Raw genomic sequence first — 17569 nt, 5'->3', positions numbered from 1 at the left:
TGAATTATATCCGATTGAATTATTTATAAATCCATTCGAGAATGGCCTTTTGCGCATGGAGCCGGTTCTCGGCCTGGTCCCAGACGATGGAGGCCGGGCCCTCGAAGACGGCCTCGCTCACTTCCTCGCCCCGGTGGACCGGCAGGCAGTGCATGAACTTCGCGTCCGCGCCCTTGGCCATGAGCGCCTCGTCCACCATGAATCCGGCGAAGGCGGCCTCGCGCTTCTTCTGCTCGGCCTCCTGGCCCATGGACGCCCATACGTCGGTGTTGACGTAGTGCGCGCCGGACACGGCCACGGCCGGGTCGCGGGTCAGGGTCACCTTGGCGCCCAGGTTCACGGCCTTGTCCAGGATTTCCGGGTCCGGGTCGTACCCCTCGGGGCAGGCCAGGGCCAGCTCGAAGCCGAAGGCGGCCGAGGCGTTGATGAACGAATGGGCCATGTTGTTGCCGTCGCCGACCCAGGCCACCTTGCACTTCGACAGGTCCGGGGTGCGCTCGAACATGGTCAGCATGTCGGCCATGACCTGGCAGGGATGGTATTCGTCGGTAAGGGCGTTGACCACCGGGATGTCGCCGAACTCGACCAGGGTGTCGAGCTTCTGCTGGCCGAAGGTGCGCACGATGAGGCCGTCCGCGTATCGCGAAAGGACGCGCGCGGTGTCCCTGAGCGGCTCGTTCCGGCCGAGCTGGGAGTCGCGCGAGGAGACGAACACCGGGTCGCCGCCGAGCTGTCGGACGCCGACCTCGAAGGAAACGCGGGTCCTGGTGGACGCCTTTTCAAAAATCAGCAGCAGGGTCTTTCCGGCCAGGAGATCGGTGCGGACCTTGTTGTCCTTCATCTCCTTGGCGCGCAGCAGCACCTGCCGAACCTCATCCCTGGGGATGTCCAGAATGGTCAAGAAATGCTTGGGCATCGTACGGTTACTCCATCATCAATTGCCTATATTCATGGAAAGAGATGGAGTCTGGCCCATTATGACGGCATTGTAAAGGGCTTTGGGTTCCCAAATCCCGGAAAACCGGCCCGGGGCGCGCCTCGGGGGGGGCTAGTGCTTCTTGAGCCACTCGTAGAACTGGACGAGCGAGAGCTGGCGGCTGGCCGGTCCGCTCCGGACGTAGAATTCCTCGGTCTTCCCGTCCCGGAGGAAGGCCGGGGCCTTGGCGGGCAGACAGTGGGCGCGCAGCACGGACTTGCCCTGGACCTCGATGACGGCCGTGTCCAGATAGCGGGCGAACTCCGTGCCGATGCACTGGTTGAACAGGTTGTTGAAATGCAGGAGGGCCTTGTCCGGGCTCTCGAATTTGTCCTCCTCGAACCCGGTGACCACGCCATCGTCGGCCACGCCCACCAGCAGGGTCCCGCCGTCGGAGTTCATGAACCCGGCCACGGTCTTGAGGCTGGCGTGCTCGATCTCGCGGCCGTTCTTCCCGGCCTTGAGGTTGAAGCGCAGGGTCTGCTTGAACTCCAGCCCGGCGCCCTCCCCCTCGGCGATGAGGCGGAGCACGTCCTGGGCCGTACGCGCGACGCGCAGGCGATGGCCCATGGCCTCGATGCGCGCCTTGTTGCGATGCAGGACCACCAGGGCGGCAGCCGCCAGCAGGGCCAGGAAGCCGCCGAAAAAAATCAGGAAACTGTCGCTGGTCAGGGCCGAAACGATGTTCTTCCTGGGCACGGCCACGCCCAGCGCCATGGTGTCGCCGAACACGGTCAGTGGCAGGACGTAGCTCCACCACGCCTCGCCGTTCACGGCGTAGGCGAAGGGTTTGCCCTCGGCCGCCCTGCCCGAGGCGAGCCGCCGGGTGGCCTCGGCCACCACCGGGTCGGGCACGGCCCCGGCGTCGTAGGCCCGGGAGATGCCGTCGCCGTCCTCCGGGGTCACGCCCAGGCCGGAGATGGGCAGGACCCGGCCGTTGGTCCAGTAAAGGAAAATCCGTTCCGCGCCGCCCTTCTCCGCCCCTTCCAACTGGTTGGCCACGGCGTTGATGGGAAAGACGTAGGACATCAGGTAGTGCTCGCCGTCGCTCTCCACCAGGCTGGAGGCCGTGAGCCAGGACTCGCCCGCCTTGTGGAAGCGGGAGGCGCTGCGCCAGCGGACCTGGCCGGGCTGGAGCGCCGCCAGCTCCTGGGCCAGGGCCCCGTCCATCTCCTTGCGGTTGAAGTCGGGCGCGGCGTCGCGGGGCTCCAGCTCCCCGTCCGGTTTGACGAAATTCCACCGCGTGGAGGGGTCGTCGCCCCGGCCGGGCAAGGCCTCCATGGCCCCGTCGGGCTGGCGGGTGAGCATGTAGCGCAGCCCCTTGCCGTCCGAGACCATGACCGAGGCCAGGTTGGGGTATCGCTTGAGCATGGCGGACAGAGTCCGGCGCAGGGACTCGGGACTGAGGGAACGCAGGGTCTTGAGGTCGATCTCGTCGTTGGCGCTGGTCACCGCGTTGACCAGGACGGTCACCGCGCCCGACAGGCCGCGCGCCGAGTTCTCCACGGCCAGCACGGCGGCGTCGCGGCGAATCTCGCGCACGCCCCAGAAGGCCAGCACGCCCACGGCCAGCACCGTGAATATCACGCCGTAGAAAAGGATGCGGTACAGTTGCCTGCCTACCAGGCCGTTGCGGGTCGGCATCAGCGCTCCTCGGTCTCCGGATATTCCAGCAGGGCTCGGTCCACGGCCGCGTCGGTCAGGTCGTACATGGCCTCGCCGTGGTCGTACCCGGCCAGGTGCAGGAACCCGTGGGCCAGCAGCCGCGCCAGGTGCGCCACCGGCGGCTGGCCGTAGAGGTCGGTCTCGCGGGCCAGGGCGTCCACGGACAGGGCCAGCTCGCCCAGGCCGGCCGGTTCGCCGTCCTCGTTGTCCGCCTCGTCCATGCCATCCATGTCGTCCGCTTCGTCGGCGTCGCCCGCTTCTTCGGACAAAAACTCTTCCTCATCCGGCTCCTCGGCCGGGAAACTCAGGACGTTGGTGGGGCCTTCGCAGCCCAGGAACTCGTGGTTCAGCCGGGCGATCTCCCGGTCGTCCACCAGCTTGACCGTCACCGGCATCCCCTCCAGGCCTAGCGAGTCCAGGATGAGGGCGCACAGGCCCGCCAGTTCGCGCCGGGACAGGGGAAACCGCGGGTCGAGCCGCGTCTCGCGCAATATGCGGACCGTGTTTTCCATGCCTACCGCTCGCCGTTCTCGAATTTGTCGTAGGCGCGGACGATCCGACCCACCAGGGGGTGGCGGACCACGTCCTGCTCGTCGAAGGTGACGAAGCGCACGCCCTTGACCCCGGCCAGGATCTCTCGGGCGTGGAGCAGGCCGGAGCGGGCGTTGCTCGGCAGGTCCACCTGGGTGACGTCGCCCGTGACCACGGCGCGCGAGCCGAAGCCCAGCCGGGTCAGGAACATCTTCATCTGCTCGGGCGTGGTGTTCTGGGCCTCGTCCAGGATGATGAAGGCGTCGTTCAGGGTGCGGCCGCGCATGAAGGCCAGCGGGGCCACCTCGATGACCCCGTTTTCCTGGTATTCCTGCACCTTAGCGAAATCGAGCATGTCGTGCAGGGCGTCGTAGAGCGGGCGCAGGTACGGGTTGATCTTCTCGGCCAGGTCGCCGGGCAGGAACCCGAGCTTCTCCCCGGCCTCCACGGCCGGGCGGGTCAGCACGATGCGCTTGACCTCGCGCCGGATCAGCGCGCCCACGGCCATGGCCACGGCCAGGTAGGTCTTGCCCGTGCCCGCCGGGCCGATGCCGAAAGTCAGGTCGTGCTCGCGAATGGCGTCCAGGTAGTGGCGCTGGTTCAGGGACTTGGGCGAGACCGTGCGCTTGCCGGACGCGGCGTACACGTCCTCCTTGAAGACCTCGCCCAGGTCGGCGGTGGGCTGGCGCTCCAGGATGCGGCAGGCGAAATCCACGTCCTGGGGATAGAGCTTCTTGCCCGAGCGGAGCATGGCGTAGAGCTGGCCCAGTACCTGGGCGGCCAGGTCGGCCCGGTCCTCCTCGCCCTCGGGGGCCGAGATGGTCACGGCGTTGCCCCGGCTCTCGACGGTCGCGCCGAGGCGCTCGCCCAGGAGCTTGAGGTGCTGGTTCTGCGGGCCGAAGAGGCGGTTGGCCAGCCGGGCGTCGTTGAATTCGAGCTTGATGACGGGCAGAGCGGAACCCTCCTATCCTTTGTTGCGCAGGAACATCCAGCGGCAGGCGCGACGTTCCAGGAAGTTGGCGATCTCGTAAAGGGCCGCGCCGAGCAGGGACATGCCCAGGATGCCGGAGAACATGGTCAGGTAGTCCATGGCCCCCCAGGCGTCCATGATCATATAGCCCAGGCCCCTCGTGGTGGCAAAGGATTCCACAAAGAAGAGCACGGCCACGGACACGCCCGTGCCCAGCCTCAGCGCCGTGAACCCGTGGGGCAACGCCGCGGGCAGCAGGACCTCGCGCAGGACGTGCCGCCGCGAGCCGCCCAGGGAGCGTACGGAATCGAAATACTTGGGATGGATGGACTTCACCCCGTCGCGGGTGGTCACCAGGATCTGATATCCCAGGATCAGGGCGATCATGGCGATCTTGGCCGTGTCCCCCAGGCCGAAGAGGAGCAGGAAGACCGGCAGGAGCACGATCTTCGGGATGGGATAGGTCAGGAAGATGAACGGGGCCAGGAGCGCGTCGACGCGCGGCACGCTGCCCATGAGCAGGCCGAGGGGAAAGGCGGTCAGCCAGGCCAGGGCCATGGCCGCCACCACCCGCCAGGCGCTGGTGGCGAAATGGGCCCAGAAGTCCGCCGTGGCCATGGCCGAGAAAAAGGCTCGGGCCGCGTCCTCGGGCGCGGGCAGGATGATCCCGCCCAGGGCCGTGGCCGCCCCCTTCCAGATCAGGCCCAGGACCAGGACCACCAGGGCGTAGCGCAAAAGCGGCTTCAGGTTCACCAAAGGTCCTCCACGGTGCTCCGCAGCTCGCGCAGGAGGTTGAAGCACGCCTCGGTGTCGAGGATGGAGCGGCTGCCGAAGCCGGGGTTGTCGAAGACGCGCACGGGCCGCGCCGGGCGGTCGGACATGACCATGATCCGCTTGCCCAGAACCACGGCCTCCTCCAGGGAGTGGGTCACCAGGACGAAGGGCACGCGCCGCTGCTTCCAGGCGTCGAGCAGCGCGTACTGCAACCGCTCGCGGGTCAGGGCGTCGAGAGAGGAAAAGGGCTCGTCCAGGAGCATCAGCCGGGGCCGGGTGACAAAAGCGCGGGCGATGGCCACCCGCTGCTGCTCGCCGCCGCTCAGGTTGGCCGGATAGTCGGCGTCGCGGCCCGCTATGCCCAGCTCGGCCAGTTGGCGGCGGGCCCTGTCGAGCCGCTCCGCCCGGCCAACGCCGCGCACCTTGAGGCCCAGGGCCACGTTGTCCACCACGGTGCGCCAGGGCAGCAGGCCGTAGTCCTGGAGGATGATGGAAATGTCCGGGCCCGGACCGGCCACGGGCGCGCCGTCCACCAGGATGCGGCCCGCGTCCGGCCTGACCAGCCCGCTCAGCAGGTAGAGCAGCGTGGTCTTGCCGCAGCCAGACGGGCCGACGATGGCCAGCGTCTCCTCCTCCCCGAGGGAGAAGGAGACGTCTTCCAGGACGGCCTGGCCGCCGTAGGATTTTCCGAGGTTCTCGGCGGTCAGCATCTAGGGAACGACCGGGGGCAGAATCTGTGCGTCGGGGATGCGCGCCTTGAGCAGCCCCTTGGCGATCATCCACTGCTGCACGTCGGCCAGCTCCGCCGGGGTGGGCAGGGCCGGGGCCGGATAGGGGTAAACCGGGAACTTGGCCACCAGCGGTTTGGGAATGCGGCAGGTCTCGGCCATGAGCGGACGGTACCTTTCGGGCGTGGTGGCCAACCGGCTCACGGCCTGGCCGTAAGCGGCGACAAAGGCCAGATAGGTCTTGGAGCCGTCCCTGAAATAGCGGCGGTGCAGGCAGAGCACGGTCAGCGGCAGGTCGAGATTGTCGGCGATGGCCAGAACCCCGCCCCCCTGGAGCCGGGCCAGGGAGAGCAGCGGCTCGGGCAGCAGGGCCGCGTCCAACTGGTCGGACATGAGCATTTGGAAGCGGATGGGCATCTTCTTCACTTCCATGCGGGAGAAATAGTCGGGCGCAACGCCGAGGTTGCGCTCCATCCTGTCGCCCAGGAATTCCATGATGGTGGACTTGGAGAGGCCCAGCTTGGCGCCGCGCAGTTGGGAGGTGTTCTTGTCCTTATTGGCCGGGGACAGGGCGATGCCGAACATGGGATGGCCGGGCGAGGTCCTCCAGGAGGTCAGGGCGATGTACATGGGCACGCCCCGGTCGATGAGCAGGTGGGTGGCCACCAGGTCGCCGAAATAGCCGTCGATCTGGCCCGCCTGCATGGCGGTGTCGCGCTCCAGGGCCGAGGTGAAGCGGACCAGTTCCACATCCAGCCCATGGGCGGCGAACAGGCCGTCGCGCACGGCCACTTCCATGGGCAGGGTATCCAGCACCGGCAGCACGCCGAAACGGATGCGCACCTTCTCCGCCCGGACGGAAGTGGCCCAGAGCAGGACGCAGCACACGGCGATGAGCAGTTTCTTCATTCCTGATTCTCCATCGGTTTTGGTGGCGGGAGATGTACCACGGTCGAAGAGGAAAGAAAAGGCGGAGCGGACAGATCCCGACCGGGATCGGATCACGCCCCTCAGCCGCCCCGGCGCGGCAGCAGCCCGCGCGCCACCAGGCCGAGAAGGACCAGGGCCGAGGCCACGCCCGCCCAGTGCGGCAGGGTCTCCCCCGCCTCGGCCACGGCGGCGCGGATGTCCAGGCCCAGGGCGGCGTAGAGGCGGTCCACCACGAAGGCCAGCCCCAGGGAGCAGGTGACGATGGAGGCCAGGTAGAGCGCGGTGGCGCGGCGGCCCAGGGTCTTGAGCATGACCGTGACGGTCGCGCCGTTGGTGGCCGGTCCGGCCAGCAGGAAGACCAGGGCCGCGCCGGGCGAGATGCCCTTGAGCAGGAGCGAGGCGGCGATGGGCGTGGAGGCCGTGGCGCAGACGTAGAGCGGCAGAGCCACCCCCAGCATGACCAGATAGGAGAGCGGCCCCCCGGCAAAGGAGGAGAGCAGGTCGTCGGGCACGGCCGCGCCGATGACGCCCGCCACCACCACGCCCAGGAGCAGCCAGCGCCCGATGTCGCCGATCATCTCGCCGAAGGCGAAGGCCATGCCGGAGCGGAACCTGGCCGCGAACGTCGGGGCCGCAGGGTCATTCCCGCCGCAGCCGCAGTCCTGGCAGCCGCAGGACGCGACCGGCGCGGCCAGGGGCGGGGGCGCTGGCTCCTTTTCCGGAAAGACGTTGACCAGCCACCCGGCGGACACGGCGGTGACCAGGGCGGCCACGGGCCGGATGACGGTCATCAACGGGTCGATGAGGGCCCAGGTCACGGCCATGGAATCCACGCCCGTCTCCGGGGTGGCGATCATGAAGGCCGTGGCCGCTCCCCTGCCCGCCCCCTGGCGGCGCAGCCCCAGGGCCGCGGGCAGCACGCCGCATGAGCAGAGCGGAAGCGGCACGCCGAGAAGCGCGGCCTTGACCACGGACCCGAGCCCGTTGCCGCCCAGATGCGCGGCCATGAACGAATCCGGCACAAAGGCCTTGAGCAGCCCGGCCACAAAAAATCCGAACAGGACGTAGGGCGCGGCCTCCACCAGCACGCGCCAGGACTCCACCGCCACCGCCGGGATCACATCCATCCTTGAAACACCTTGTCTTTCGTCATAATTGAGTATCTGCTCATGCAATAGAGAAAAAAAATATATCACCCCGGGCCGGTTTACCGCAAACGGAACCGACCGCCTGTGAAAAGCGGCATGGCAAACTTCGTCGATCCTCTGTTTGCCGACCGGCCGGACGTACCCTGCGGCGCCGCCAGGGAGAAGGAGTCCGCCATCCCGCCCGCAACCGGAAGCTACCCCTGCTCCCGGATGTGGTCGATTCCCTGGCCGATGAGGTTGCGCACGTGATCGTCATCCAGGGCGTAAAACACGTTCTTGCCTTCCTTGCGGTAGCGCACCAGCTTGGCCGCGCGGAGGAGCCGGAGCTGGTGCGAGATGGCCGACTGCGACATGTCGAGCACCTCGGCCAGCGCGCAGACGCACAGCTCGTGGATGGACAGGGCGAAAAGGATGCGCGCCCTGGTGTAGTCGCCGAAGGCCTTGAACAGTTCCGCCAGGAACAGGAACTCCCGCTCGGAGAGCATCCGCTCCTGTACCATCTTCACGTTGTGGTTGTGCTCGCTTGTCACGCTACAGGCCATTCCGGTCATGTCATCCTCATCTGTTTGAATGTTCATATGTTATAAATATAGATATAACCGCCCACTCTGTCAAGCCATGAAAAAGGCCGCCCCCTTTCGGGAAGCGGCCGATGGAACGGATGCAGGGCGGATCAGCCCACCAGTTTTCTGGCGGCGTCGAGGGCTGCGGCGTAATCCGGCTCCTCGGTGATCTCCTTGAGGTACTGGACGTAGGCGATGGTCCCCTTCCGGTCCAGGACGAAGACGGCGCGGGTGAGCAGCCGGAGCTCCTTGATGAGCGCGCCCCAGCCCAGACCGAAGGACGCGTCCTTGTGGTCGGACAGGGTCTTCACGGCCTCCACGCCAGCGGCGCCGCACCAGCGGGACTGGGCGAAAGGCAGGTCCATGCTCACGGTCAGGATGACCACGTCGTCGCCCAGGGCGGCCGCCTCGGTGTTGAAGCGGCGGGTCTCCATGTCGCAGACAGGGGTGTCCAGGGAGGGCACCGAGGCCACGATGACCACCTTGCCCTTGTAGTCGGCCAGGGAGGCCGGGGCCAGGTCGTTGGCGGTGACGGTGAAATCCGGGGCGGCGTCGCCCACTTTCAGTTCAGGCCCCACCAGGGTCAGGGGATTACCCTCGAAGGCGGCGGCTCCTTTTCTCTCGTTCATGATGCAACTCCTATGTTTTCGGTGGAAGGAATAACTAAGTGATAATCATTATTACTACAACTGCGTCCATGAAACATCAAGCACTTTCTTCGATATATTTCCGGCTCACCCCAGGCCGAGGCGGTCCAGAGTCAGCCGCTTGCGCCCCTCGCGCTCCAGGATCTCGGCCACGACCGCGCCGTCCGGCAGCCCGGCCGCGCGGACCTCGGCCAGGAGCGCGCCAAGCCGCCGCTCTTCCACCAGGTAGTCGAAGACCACCGCCCTGACGCCGCGCACGGCGATGAGCCCCTCGGCCCAGCCCAGCCCCTCCTGGTACAGCATCCGGGCCGCGACGAAAGCGGCCACCAGGGCTATCTGGTGGGGCCGCGGCAGGTCGTTCAGGACGCGGTCGCCGTACCGCTCGGCCAGCACGGCCGGGCAATAGGCCAGGATGACCTCGCGCAGGACAGGGTCGTCGGCCGGACGGGAGTCCTCCGCCGCCAGCACCTCGGCCACGGCGTCCCCCAGCGCGTTGATGGACTCGGACACGGCGTAGGAGAGCTCGGTGATGGTCCGCCTCCCGCCCGCCAGCCGGTACTCGCGCATGAGCAGGTTCGCCTCGGCCCCGGCCCTGGCCCGGAGGATGTCCAGCAGCTCGCTGACGTACCGCTCCTTGATCTCCAGGAACTCCGCCTCGCTCAGGACCAGCCCGGCCAGGATCTCGTAGGACGAGCAGATGACCCCGGTCTTGTTGGCCGACGGTCCGGGCACCACCGGAACGCCCGCCCGCTCCAGCTCGACGCGCGCGTCCACGGAAATGAAGATGTTGGCCCCCTCGACGACGCCCCTGGCCGAGGGGACGCCGTCCCGGCCCAGGAACTGCTTCCAGTTGGTCCGGTTGATGGTCTCGGGCCGCCCTCCCGAGGGGATGAACAGGTCCGCGCGCGCCGTGTTGTGAATCGTGTTGCGCAGCCGGACGCCGCCGGGATCGGCCGTGGAGGCGACGAGGGCCCCCTCCCCCCTGAGCCGCGCCGGGTCGAAGTCCGAGGCGCGCAGGCCGCCCTCGATGAGCCGCATCAGCTCCGCGTGGTCCATGCCCTCGGGGTCGAAGACCGCTCCGTGGCCGTCGCTCATGGCCACGATGCGGGCGTTCTCGCCGTATTCGCGGATGAGGATCTTCATGACGTTGGAGGCCACGTCCCCGGCCGGGCCGCCGGTCAGCTTGACCGAGAACGGCCGGGCGCGAGGGTCGATGCCCAAGGTGCGCAGCAGGGCCTCGGCAAATACGATGACCCCCTCGCTGGTCACGCCGTACCGCTTGTGGGCGATGCCCGCCCCCGGCTTGGAGCTCATGAAGGTGGCGGGCCAGCGGTAGCCCCGCCGGGCCGCCCGGGCCGCCATCCATTCGATGTGGGCCGGGGTGATGTTCTCGTCCGGGCCGAGGAAGATGACCTCATCGCGGCCCAGGTGGTCCACGATGCCCGGCCCCACGAACCCCTCGGCCCCCTCGGGCCGGACCAGCAGGTCCAGGAAGGCGTCCACCACCGAGCGCACGGCCAGGTCGATCTCCGCCTCGGGCCCGAGCAGAATGACCGCCTTGGAGCCTCCCTCGGGGATGTCCTTGTTCTTGAACTGCTGGGCCCGCGCCAGCTTGGTGGCCTCGTCCAGAAGCCGGTTGGACTCCATTTCGAACTGCTCCTGGCTGCGGGTGCGGACCACGCGGACGCCGCCGCGCGCCATGTCGCGATAGCGGACGTGGAAGGCGAAGCAGTACGGGCCGTGGAAGCAGTAGATGCCGAAGGGCCGCACCCGGAACGGCAGGGGCGCCAGGATGATCGGGTCCAGGCGAAAGCTCAGGCCCAGCTTGTGCGCCAGGTAGTAGTTGGTGCGCAGGGTGTAGCGGAAGAAGCGGTAGATGTAGGTCAGGATGTCGCGGCTGACCTCGTCGTCCACGTCGGCCAGCCCGGCGCGCACGGCCGCCCGCGCCAGGGCCATGGCCGCCCGGCGGTCCCCGGAACGCGCCGGGTCGAACCTCGCCTCGAAATAGGCGAAGAGCGTCTCGGCCAGGTCGCGGTGGCGGAGCACGGCGTGGAGGATGCGGGCCGAGGTATAGGCATGGATGTCGCGCGAGACGAGGAACTGATGGGCGAACTCGCAGGCGGCCTGGAAGAGCATGACCTTGCCCAGCTCCCAGCCGTTCTCGTCGGCCAGGGTCTCCAGCCCGTGCAGGGCGAACCACTTGGTCAGCTCCAGTTGCCGCCGGAGCCGGAGCCAGCGCGGATCGTTCTCCTCAAGGTTCAGCCGGGCCTGATCCACGTAGAAGCTCATGATGGCCATGGTCGCCCCGCCCTCGGGCTCGAACCGGTCGGCATAGGCCCGGTCCACGGGCACGCCCTCGCGGGCGAAGACGTTGACCACCCGGTAGAGCAGCCCCCTGGCGGGCGGGTTCTCCATGGCCACGGCGATGCGGTCGAAGCCGGGGTGAACGTCCTTTTCCAGCAGCACCTCCACCCGTTCCCGCCCCCTCAGGCAGCCGCAGGTGCGGAAATGGCGCACGGCCCGGTCCGCCTCGAACTTCTCCACGTAGTCCTCGCTGGCCGAGGCCAGGAAGGTTTCGAACCGGGCCGTCTCGTCGCCGGAGACGGCCGTCCCGCCCCGACGCACCCGTTCGAGGACGCCGGGCAGGGCCCCGCCCGTGCGCGAGCAGCGAGGCTGCGGGCCGAAGAGAAAGGTGTCGAGCCGGATCTCGTCGTCCCGGCTGGAATAGATGCGGGCCATCTGGATTTCGCGGTCCAGATATCCGGCCAGGACCCCGGCCAGGGCGCGCATGTCGCCGCCCGTGGTGATGTGGGTGACCATGGAGTTGCACGGGCTGTGCAGGACCACGGACTGCCGCTCCTCGCGGACCATGCCCGAGGCCAGGGCCATGAGGTGGCGGATGCGCTCCTCCCGGCCGTGCGTGCGGAAATAGTATTCCGGCATCTGCTCGTGGAACCATGTGACCAGCGACTCCACGGAGTCGCCCAGCCGCCGCTTGACCTCCCCGGCGATTCCCGCGCCGTCCGACAGGGATTCCGGCATTCTCACCTCCCGCCCGAAAGGGCTTTTTCCCTGATGATGACTGTGCATGTACCGCCCGGGCGAGTCAAGGACCTGGCCGCCGGGAACAGCGCAACGGCATTATAAATGTTCCCCCCGTCATTCTAACGGCATGGACATATTTTTCGGGGCGGGATATGAGCAGAGACGAAGACCAGTATGCCTTTTTTACCCACGGCACGCAGTCGGAAAGAGAGGAAAACATGCAAAAGAGCGCCATCGATACCGGTATTCTCCTGGAAACGGGGACCAATGAGCTGGAAATCCTCGAATTTTACATCATTGAGACCATGGAGGACGGCCGGGAGGTGAAAAACTACTTCGGCATCAACGTGGCCAAGGTCATGCAGGTCATCGAGACCCCGAACCTGGAGCCGCCGGAATCGGCGCCCCATCCATCGTTCATGGGAACCATCCCGTTGCGCGACATCATCCTGCCCGTCCTCGACCTCTCGGTCTGGCTGGAGCTGAACATGCCCAAGACCAACCGGGACATCGTCATCGTCACCGAGTTCAGCAAGACCGTCACCGGCTTCCTGGTCTCGGGCGTCACCGAGATCCACCGGGTGGGCTGGGGCGAGGTCATCCCGCCCACCAGCGTCATCACCCAGTCCACGGACTCCATCGTCGGCCTGGTGGACAAGAACGACCACTTCATCCAGCTCCTGGACCTGGAGACCATCCTCACCCAGATCGAGCCCGACGTGAAGGAAGACATCATGGTCTCGGAAAAGGAGTACAAGGTCCTGGTGGCCGACGACTCCGCCACCATCCGCATGATGCTGGAGCAGCAACTGACCAGGGCCAACTTCAAACTGCGCGTCACCAACAACGGGGACGAGGCCCTCAAGGCCATCATGGCCCTCAAGCGCCAGGCCGAGGCGGAAGGCAAGGACATCACCGAATTCGTGAACATCGTGGTCTCGGACATCGAGATGCCCCTCATGGACGGCTTCTCCCTGACCAAAAACATCAAGACCGACCCGATCTTGCAAAAGCTCCCGGTCATATTGTATTCTTCCATCATTACGAAGGAACTCAAGCACAAGGGCGATTCCGTCGGAGCCGATCTCCAGATATCCAAGCCCGACCTGTACACCATACCGGCCCAGGCCATCGCCCTGATCGAAGGAACAAGCGCTTGACCGAAATCAATCACGGGGACCAGGTCCTCGAAGTTTTTCTCGAAGAAACCGCGGAACGCCTCGACGCCGTGGAGTCCGGACTGTTGCGCCTGGAGAGCGGCTCGGACGACGGCGACGGCGTGATCAACTCCGTCTTTCGCGACGCCCACTCCATCAAGGCCGGGGCCAACCTGCTCAAGCTCGCCAACATCGAGACCCTGGCCCACAAGCTGGAGAACGTCCTGGAGATGATCCGCCAGGGCCGGCTCCTGGTCAACGAGACGGTCATCACCGCCTGCCTGGAGTCCGTGGACAAACTCCGCGAACTGGTGGGAAACGTCGAGCGCAGCGACTCCATCTCCATCCGCCTGCACACCGCCATGCTCGAAATGGCCGTGCGGAAAGGGCGCGACGGGGCCTGACCGCCAGCGCCGCCCACCGGCCCGACATCGAAAAGGCCGCGCCCGGAAGGACGCGGCCTTTGCCGTCCGAAGCGGGAAGCCGCCTAGTTCTCCAGGGTGCGGAGCAGTTCGTCCGCCTCCTGCATGCGGGAGAAGGAGGTGTTCTTGAACACCTCGCCCTCCACGGCCTGGAGGAATTCCTCATGGTTCATGGCCGTGAAGTCGATAAGGATGCCCTTGGCCTGAAAGTAGAGCCGAAGGAAGGCGGCCAGGGGCTCGTCGGCCAGGACCTTGGCGATGTCCCGGCCGTCCTCGGCCGAGGTGAAGGGCTTGTTCATGCCGCCCAGGTGGAAGACGTCCAGCCCGCTCTCGCCGTCCGTGACCACGCCGAGCAGGTTGAAGGTCTTGAGCCGGGCGACGAAATCGTCGTCCAGGTCGGGGAATTCCAGGATGTCCTTCTTGGGAAAGACCGCGGCGAAGACCATCTTCCCGCCCTCCTCGGCCATGGTGTGGCGAAAGGCGTGCTCGTCCCGATTCTTCCGGGCCGCCTTGACCGTCTCGTACAGGTCGCAGGCAAAGGCCAGCTTCAGGTCGCGGATCACTTTCTCGTCCATATCCTCTCCGTTGCTAGATGATTCCGTGCAATGCGCCGCCGGGCGCGCCCAGGGCGTCCACCCGCTTCTCCACCTCGGGATCGGGCGTCAGCGGCGGCGCGTGATAGGTCTTGAGCCGGGCGTCGATGACCACGGCCTTTTTCGCGCCCCAGTGCTTGGCGTGGGTAAAACCCTCCACCCCGTACATGTCCGTGGCCGGGTCCGACCGGGTGAAGGCCACCCAGAGGAAATTGTCCCAGTCCTTGGCCGTGAACCCGGCGTCGTCCGCCACCACGATCAGGGGGAACCCCTCGATGCCCTTCACCTTCTCCAGGACGGCGGCCAGCCGGTCCATGGCCGGGTCCTGCCGGTCGCGCTTGCGCTGGTGCCTGGGGCCCTTGAGGACCAGGACGCCCGGCGCGAAAACCGCGGGGTCGCGGAAGCCGCGCGGCAGGTCCATGCCGGCCGGCAACTCGCAGGCCAGCTCGCGCTTGGGCTCCCCGGCGGCCGCAAAAATGAGCTTGGACCCCTGGTTCAGGCTGATGCCCGAGTAGTCCAGGGTGTCGATGGTGGTCCGGGTGATGAAGTGCAGGTCGCGGGTCAGGTCCGCCCGCTCCAGCATGTGGCGGAAGAAGGCGGGCACGTCGTGGCAGGTCACGCCCGGCCGCAGGTCCTCGGCCGCCGCGATGAAGACGTACTTGGAGAGCGAGGTCTGGGTGGTGCCGAGCAGGGCCATGGCGTTGGTCAGCAGTTCCTGCGGCTGGCGCACGGCCGCATAGGGCACGTAGCGCTCGCTGCCCACGGCCAGGAGCAGCGGGTGCACCCCGGCCGCGTCCACGGCATGGACCTCGTGCACCCCGGCGAATACGGAGGAGACCAGGTCGGCGGTCAGTTCGTGGATGAACGCGCCGAAGACCGTGTCCTCCTGGGGCGGACGGCCCACCGTGGTGAAAGGCCAAATCGCGTCGTTGCGGTGCCAGACCCTGTCCACCTTCAGCACAGGAAAATCGTGGGCCAGGCTGTAGTAGCCCAGATGGTCGCCGAAGGGCCCCTCGGGCTTCTGCCCACCCTGCTCCAGGATGCCGCTGATGCAGAAATCCGCCTCGGCCGGGATGGGCAGGCCGCCGCCCGGTGTGACCATGGCGATGCGATGCCCGGCCATGGCCCCGGCGAAGAAGAGTTCGGGAAAGCCGTCGGGCAGGGGCATGACCGCCGCCAGGGTCATGGCGGGCGCGCCGCCCACGAAGATGTTGACCCGGAGCGGCTCGCCCCGGCGGATGGCTTCGGCGTGGTGGGGGCCGATGCCCCGGTGAATCTGGTAGTGCAGCCCCACCTCGCGGTCGGGCGCGTAATCGTTGCCCGTGAGCTGCACCCGGTACATGCCGAGGTTGGACCCGCCGAATCCCGGCTTGGCCGGATTCTCGGTGTAGACCTGGGGCAGGGTCACGTAGCTGCCGCCGTCCATGGGCCAGGAGACCAGGTGCGGCAGTTGAGAGATGGCGGTCTGGTTTTGCAGCACCGGCCCGGTGGCGACTTTTTTCGGCAGGGTGTGCCAGGCTGCCAGGGGCGCGCCCAGGTAGCGCCGGGGCTTCTTCAACGCCTCCATGGGGCTGAGCTTGAGCCGCATCAGGGCCCTGACCGTGTCCACGGTGTCGCGGAAAAGGAAGCGCATCCGGTCCATGGTGCCGTAGAGATTGGCGGCCATGGGGAAACGGCATCCCTTGACGTTGGTGAAAAGCAGCGCCGGGCCCCCGGCGCGGCAGACGCGGCGCTGGATGGCCCCGGCCTCAAGGTGTGCGTCCACGCACTTCTCGATGCGCACGAGCTCGCCCCTGGCCTCAAGCGCCTCAAGGCATTCCCTGGTGTTCCTGTATCCCATGGCGGTTCCCGTTGGTTGTTTCAGCCGGTCAATCTAGACGGAACGGAAGGAAAAGTTAAGGGGAGAAATGGACCGGGCGCGGGAACCGGGACGAAAAACGGCTAGGCGGTCGGGGCGGACCCGTTCCACACGCAGTCGAAATCCACCGGCTGGAACCGTTCGAGCCGCGCATCGCGGTCGAAGGCGAGCGGCTTGAGCCGTCGCGAAAGCAGGTTCGGGCAGGTATTGCAATAGACCTGGGGATAATTGCAGATCAGACAATAAGGCCGGTAGTCGTCACAGGCGGCGGCGTTCCACGGACGGCGATGCCCCAGGACGCAGCGGTGCTGATAAAAGACGCACTTGTTACAACGACTTGAAATGGTTGACAATTTACGCATCATTCCACCTCCGGACAAACTGGTTTCCCAATTCTGGAGGTAAGCACACCCCTTCCTGGCGCGGTATTATTTTTTGGCGGCGCATGGCGTCCGCATTCCCTCCCGGGCGGCGCGGGGATCTCTCGCCCGGCCCGGTCGGAAGGGCCGCTTCCCTTTGCCTTCGCCCGGGATTGTGTTAGGAATCGTTCACATCCGACACCGCCAAGGAGACAACGCCATGCCCCTGATAACCTGGGACGAAATCATGTCCGTGGGCGTCGAGGAACTCGACGACCAGCACCGCCGACTCATCGATTTGATAAACGACGCCTACGAGGCGCTGCAAAGCCACGACGAGCACCGCATGGTCGAACTCGTCGAGAAGATGCAACAATACGCCCGCACCCACTTTGAAACCGAGGAGAACTACATGCGGCGCGACGGTTTTCCCGGCCTGTCCAGGCACAAGGGGCTGCACGAGACCTTCAACCGGTCCGTGGCCCAGTTCCGCGCCGAGCAGTACGGCGGCATGAACCTGTCAAAAATATTCGTCTTCCTCAGCCGCTGGCTGGCCACGCACATCCTGGAGGCGGACAAGGAATACGTTCCCTACCTCGCGGCCGGGAAAAAGCCCGCCTGACCGGTCACTCGCCCCGGATGCGGTAGAAGTCGTCCGAGAACTTCCGCATGACCTCGTCCACATCCTCCAGCACTTCCTTCTTCAGGTCGTGGGTGGTGGGGGCCACGCCCATGGTGGCCGTGTCCCAGTACACCGAGCGGGGCGGGATGCCGAACTCGAAGTTCAGGTGGTAGACGTTGAGTCCGGCCTTGGTGCGGATGTCCATGACCTTCATGATGATGTAGCCGACGTTCTCCAGCTTGAGCCCCTCGGCCGGATAGTTGTCGACCACAGCGTCGTTGTTGACCAACATTCCGCGCATGTGCTTCACAAAGCTGTCGATGGCGTAGCCGCGGACCTCTTCGGCCTTGAGCCCGCCGCCGTCCAGGTCCACGAAAACCATGACGTCGTCCAGGATCTTGATCTGGCGGAACTTGTCCGCGTCCTCGGCGGCCGCGGCGGGCAACGTCCGCAGCAGGGCCAGGGCCAGGACCAGGGAAAGGATGAGCACGTTTCGCATCTTCGACCTCGCTCGGTTGGGGTGATGGTCCCGCATACCACATCCCCACCCCATAATGAATGAATAAATAAGGCATATAACG

The 17569-nt window shown here is 66.4% G+C and carries 18 protein-coding genes; 3 read left to right on the top strand and 15 right to left on the bottom strand.

Features of this window, described 5'->3' with window-relative positions; translation table 11 throughout:
* Window positions 1-19: 19 nt before the first annotated feature.
* The 11 genes from argF to PHP91_RS05070 all read right to left on the bottom strand — a co-directional run bounded on the left by argF (window position 20) and on the right by PHP91_RS05070 (window position 11974).
* Window positions 20-916 (bottom strand): ornithine carbamoyltransferase, encoded by an 897-nt coding sequence (gene argF / locus PHP91_RS05120; RefSeq protein ID WP_300137822.1) that lies wholly within the window; start codon window positions 914-916, stop codon window positions 20-22.
* 132 nt (window positions 917-1048) lie between these two features.
* A complete protein-coding gene (locus PHP91_RS05115) occupies window positions 1049-2620 on the bottom strand; it encodes an ATP-binding protein (RefSeq protein WP_300137819.1) in 1572 nt (523 codons plus the stop codon).
* Window positions 2620-3153, bottom strand: coding sequence for an rRNA maturation RNase YbeY (gene ybeY / locus PHP91_RS05110; RefSeq protein ID WP_300137816.1), 534 nt, complete (start codon window positions 3151-3153; stop codon window positions 2620-2622). Before ybeY ends, PHP91_RS05115 begins: the two co-directional genes overlap by 1 nt.
* A 2-nt stretch (window positions 3154-3155) precedes the next feature.
* Window positions 3156-4124 (bottom strand): PhoH family protein, encoded by a 969-nt coding sequence (locus PHP91_RS05105; RefSeq protein ID WP_300137911.1) that lies wholly within the window; start codon window positions 4122-4124, stop codon window positions 3156-3158.
* Between the two features lie 12 nt (window positions 4125-4136).
* The gene (locus PHP91_RS05100; protein ID WP_300137909.1) at window positions 4137-4889 is read right to left on the bottom strand and encodes an ABC transporter permease; all 753 of its coding nucleotides are present in this window, start codon (window positions 4887-4889) and stop codon (window positions 4137-4139) included.
* A 2-nt stretch (window positions 4890-4891) separates the two neighbouring features.
* Window positions 4892-5626 (bottom strand): ABC transporter ATP-binding protein, encoded by a 735-nt coding sequence (locus PHP91_RS05095; RefSeq protein WP_300137813.1) that lies wholly within the window; start codon window positions 5624-5626, stop codon window positions 4892-4894.
* Window positions 5627-6553 carry an ABC transporter substrate-binding protein gene (locus tag PHP91_RS05090; RefSeq protein WP_300137810.1) on the bottom strand — a complete coding sequence of 309 codons (927 nt, stop codon included), beginning with the start codon at window positions 6551-6553 and terminating at the stop codon, window positions 5627-5629.
* Window positions 6554-6654: 101 nt separating this feature from the next.
* Window positions 6655-7701, bottom strand: coding sequence for an SO_0444 family Cu/Zn efflux transporter (locus PHP91_RS05085; protein WP_300137807.1), 1047 nt, complete (start codon window positions 7699-7701; stop codon window positions 6655-6657).
* A 215-nt stretch (window positions 7702-7916) separates the two neighbouring features.
* Window positions 7917-8273, bottom strand: coding sequence for a metalloregulator ArsR/SmtB family transcription factor (locus tag PHP91_RS05080; protein ID WP_300137803.1), 357 nt, complete (start codon window positions 8271-8273; stop codon window positions 7917-7919).
* Window positions 8274-8395: 122 nt separating this feature from the next.
* Window positions 8396-8914, bottom strand: a complete 519-nt coding sequence (gene tpx, locus PHP91_RS05075; RefSeq protein ID WP_300137800.1) for a thiol peroxidase — start codon at window positions 8912-8914, stop codon at window positions 8396-8398.
* A gap of 105 nt (window positions 8915-9019) precedes the next feature.
* Window positions 9020-11974, bottom strand: coding sequence for an NAD-glutamate dehydrogenase domain-containing protein (locus PHP91_RS05070; RefSeq protein WP_300137797.1), 2955 nt, complete (start codon window positions 11972-11974; stop codon window positions 9020-9022).
* 221 nt (window positions 11975-12195) lie between these two features.
* On the opposite strand from PHP91_RS05070, the gene PHP91_RS05065 reads away from it, so the two are divergent.
* On the top strand, window positions 12196-13137 hold the full coding sequence (locus tag PHP91_RS05065) for a chemotaxis protein (RefSeq protein ID WP_300137794.1): 942 nt from the start codon (window positions 12196-12198) through the stop codon (window positions 13135-13137).
* Window positions 13134-13538, top strand: a complete 405-nt coding sequence (locus PHP91_RS05060; RefSeq protein WP_366141534.1) for an Hpt domain-containing protein — start codon at window positions 13134-13136, stop codon at window positions 13536-13538. Before PHP91_RS05065 ends, PHP91_RS05060 begins: the two co-directional genes overlap by 4 nt.
* Before the next feature lie 83 nt (window positions 13539-13621).
* Here PHP91_RS05060 and PHP91_RS05055 read toward each other — a convergent pair whose 3' ends face one another.
* The 3 genes from PHP91_RS05055 to PHP91_RS05045 form a co-directional block, all read right to left on the bottom strand.
* Window positions 13622-14131, bottom strand: coding sequence for a hypothetical protein (locus PHP91_RS05055; protein WP_300137790.1), 510 nt, complete (start codon window positions 14129-14131; stop codon window positions 13622-13624).
* 13 nt (window positions 14132-14144) lie between these two features.
* Window positions 14145-15989: a UbiD family decarboxylase gene (locus PHP91_RS05050; RefSeq protein WP_300137787.1), complete on the bottom strand. Its 1845-nt coding sequence runs from the start codon at window positions 15987-15989 to the stop codon at window positions 14145-14147.
* Window positions 15990-16090: 101 nt separating this feature from the next.
* Window positions 16091-16372, bottom strand: a complete 282-nt coding sequence (locus PHP91_RS05045) for a hypothetical protein (protein WP_300137784.1) — start codon at window positions 16370-16372, stop codon at window positions 16091-16093.
* 214 nt (window positions 16373-16586) lie between these two features.
* Here PHP91_RS05045 and PHP91_RS05040 point away from each other — a divergent pair, with 214 nt between their 5' ends.
* Window positions 16587-16988, top strand: a complete 402-nt coding sequence (locus PHP91_RS05040; protein WP_300137781.1) for a bacteriohemerythrin — start codon at window positions 16587-16589, stop codon at window positions 16986-16988.
* A gap of 4 nt (window positions 16989-16992) precedes the next feature.
* Here the strand turns inward: PHP91_RS05040 and PHP91_RS05035 are convergent, their stop codons facing one another.
* Complete coding sequence (locus PHP91_RS05035; RefSeq protein ID WP_300137779.1) at window positions 16993-17487, bottom strand: hypothetical protein; 495 nt, start codon at window positions 17485-17487, stop codon at window positions 16993-16995.
* Window positions 17488-17569 lie beyond the last annotated feature (82 nt).

Source organism: Pseudodesulfovibrio sp. (assembly GCF_028692895.1).
In the GTDB taxonomy this organism is placed as follows: domain Bacteria; phylum Desulfobacterota; class Desulfovibrionia; order Desulfovibrionales; family Desulfovibrionaceae; genus Pseudodesulfovibrio.
This window is presented reverse-complemented; position numbering and strand designations above follow the sequence as displayed.

Bases quoted from the DNA above. Each gene is read 5' to 3' on its own strand.
- argF (WP_300137822.1), bottom strand. From the start codon at position 916: ATGCCCAAGCATTTCTTGACCATTCTGGACATCCCCAGGGATGAGGTT.
- PHP91_RS05035 (WP_300137779.1), bottom strand. From the start codon at position 17,487: ATGCGAAACGTGCTCATCCTTTCCCTGGTCCTGGCCCTGGCCCTGCTG.
- PHP91_RS05085 (WP_300137807.1), bottom strand. From the start codon at position 7,701: ATGGATGTGATCCCGGCGGTGGCGGTGGAGTCCTGGCGCGTGCTGGTG.
- ybeY (WP_300137816.1), bottom strand. From the start codon at position 3,153: ATGGAAAACACGGTCCGCATATTGCGCGAGACGCGGCTCGACCCGCGG.
- PHP91_RS05055 (WP_300137790.1), bottom strand. From the start codon at position 14,131: ATGGACGAGAAAGTGATCCGCGACCTGAAGCTGGCCTTTGCCTGCGAC.
- PHP91_RS05040 (WP_300137781.1), top strand. From the start codon at position 16,587: ATGCCCCTGATAACCTGGGACGAAATCATGTCCGTGGGCGTCGAGGAA.
- PHP91_RS05045 (WP_300137784.1), bottom strand. From the start codon at position 16,372: ATGATGCGTAAATTGTCAACCATTTCAAGTCGTTGTAACAAGTGCGTC.
- PHP91_RS05115 (WP_300137819.1), bottom strand. From the start codon at position 2,620: ATGCCGACCCGCAACGGCCTGGTAGGCAGGCAACTGTACCGCATCCTT.
- PHP91_RS05095 (WP_300137813.1), bottom strand. From the start codon at position 5,626: ATGCTGACCGCCGAGAACCTCGGAAAATCCTACGGCGGCCAGGCCGTC.
- PHP91_RS05065 (WP_300137794.1), top strand. From the start codon at position 12,196: ATGCAAAAGAGCGCCATCGATACCGGTATTCTCCTGGAAACGGGGACC.
- PHP91_RS05050 (WP_300137787.1), bottom strand. From the start codon at position 15,989: ATGGGATACAGGAACACCAGGGAATGCCTTGAGGCGCTTGAGGCCAGG.
- PHP91_RS05090 (WP_300137810.1), bottom strand. From the start codon at position 6,553: ATGAAGAAACTGCTCATCGCCGTGTGCTGCGTCCTGCTCTGGGCCACT.
- PHP91_RS05070 (WP_300137797.1), bottom strand. From the start codon at position 11,974: ATGCCGGAATCCCTGTCGGACGGCGCGGGAATCGCCGGGGAGGTCAAG.
- tpx (WP_300137800.1), bottom strand. From the start codon at position 8,914: ATGAACGAGAGAAAAGGAGCCGCCGCCTTCGAGGGTAATCCCCTGACC.
- PHP91_RS05080 (WP_300137803.1), bottom strand. From the start codon at position 8,273: ATGACCGGAATGGCCTGTAGCGTGACAAGCGAGCACAACCACAACGTG.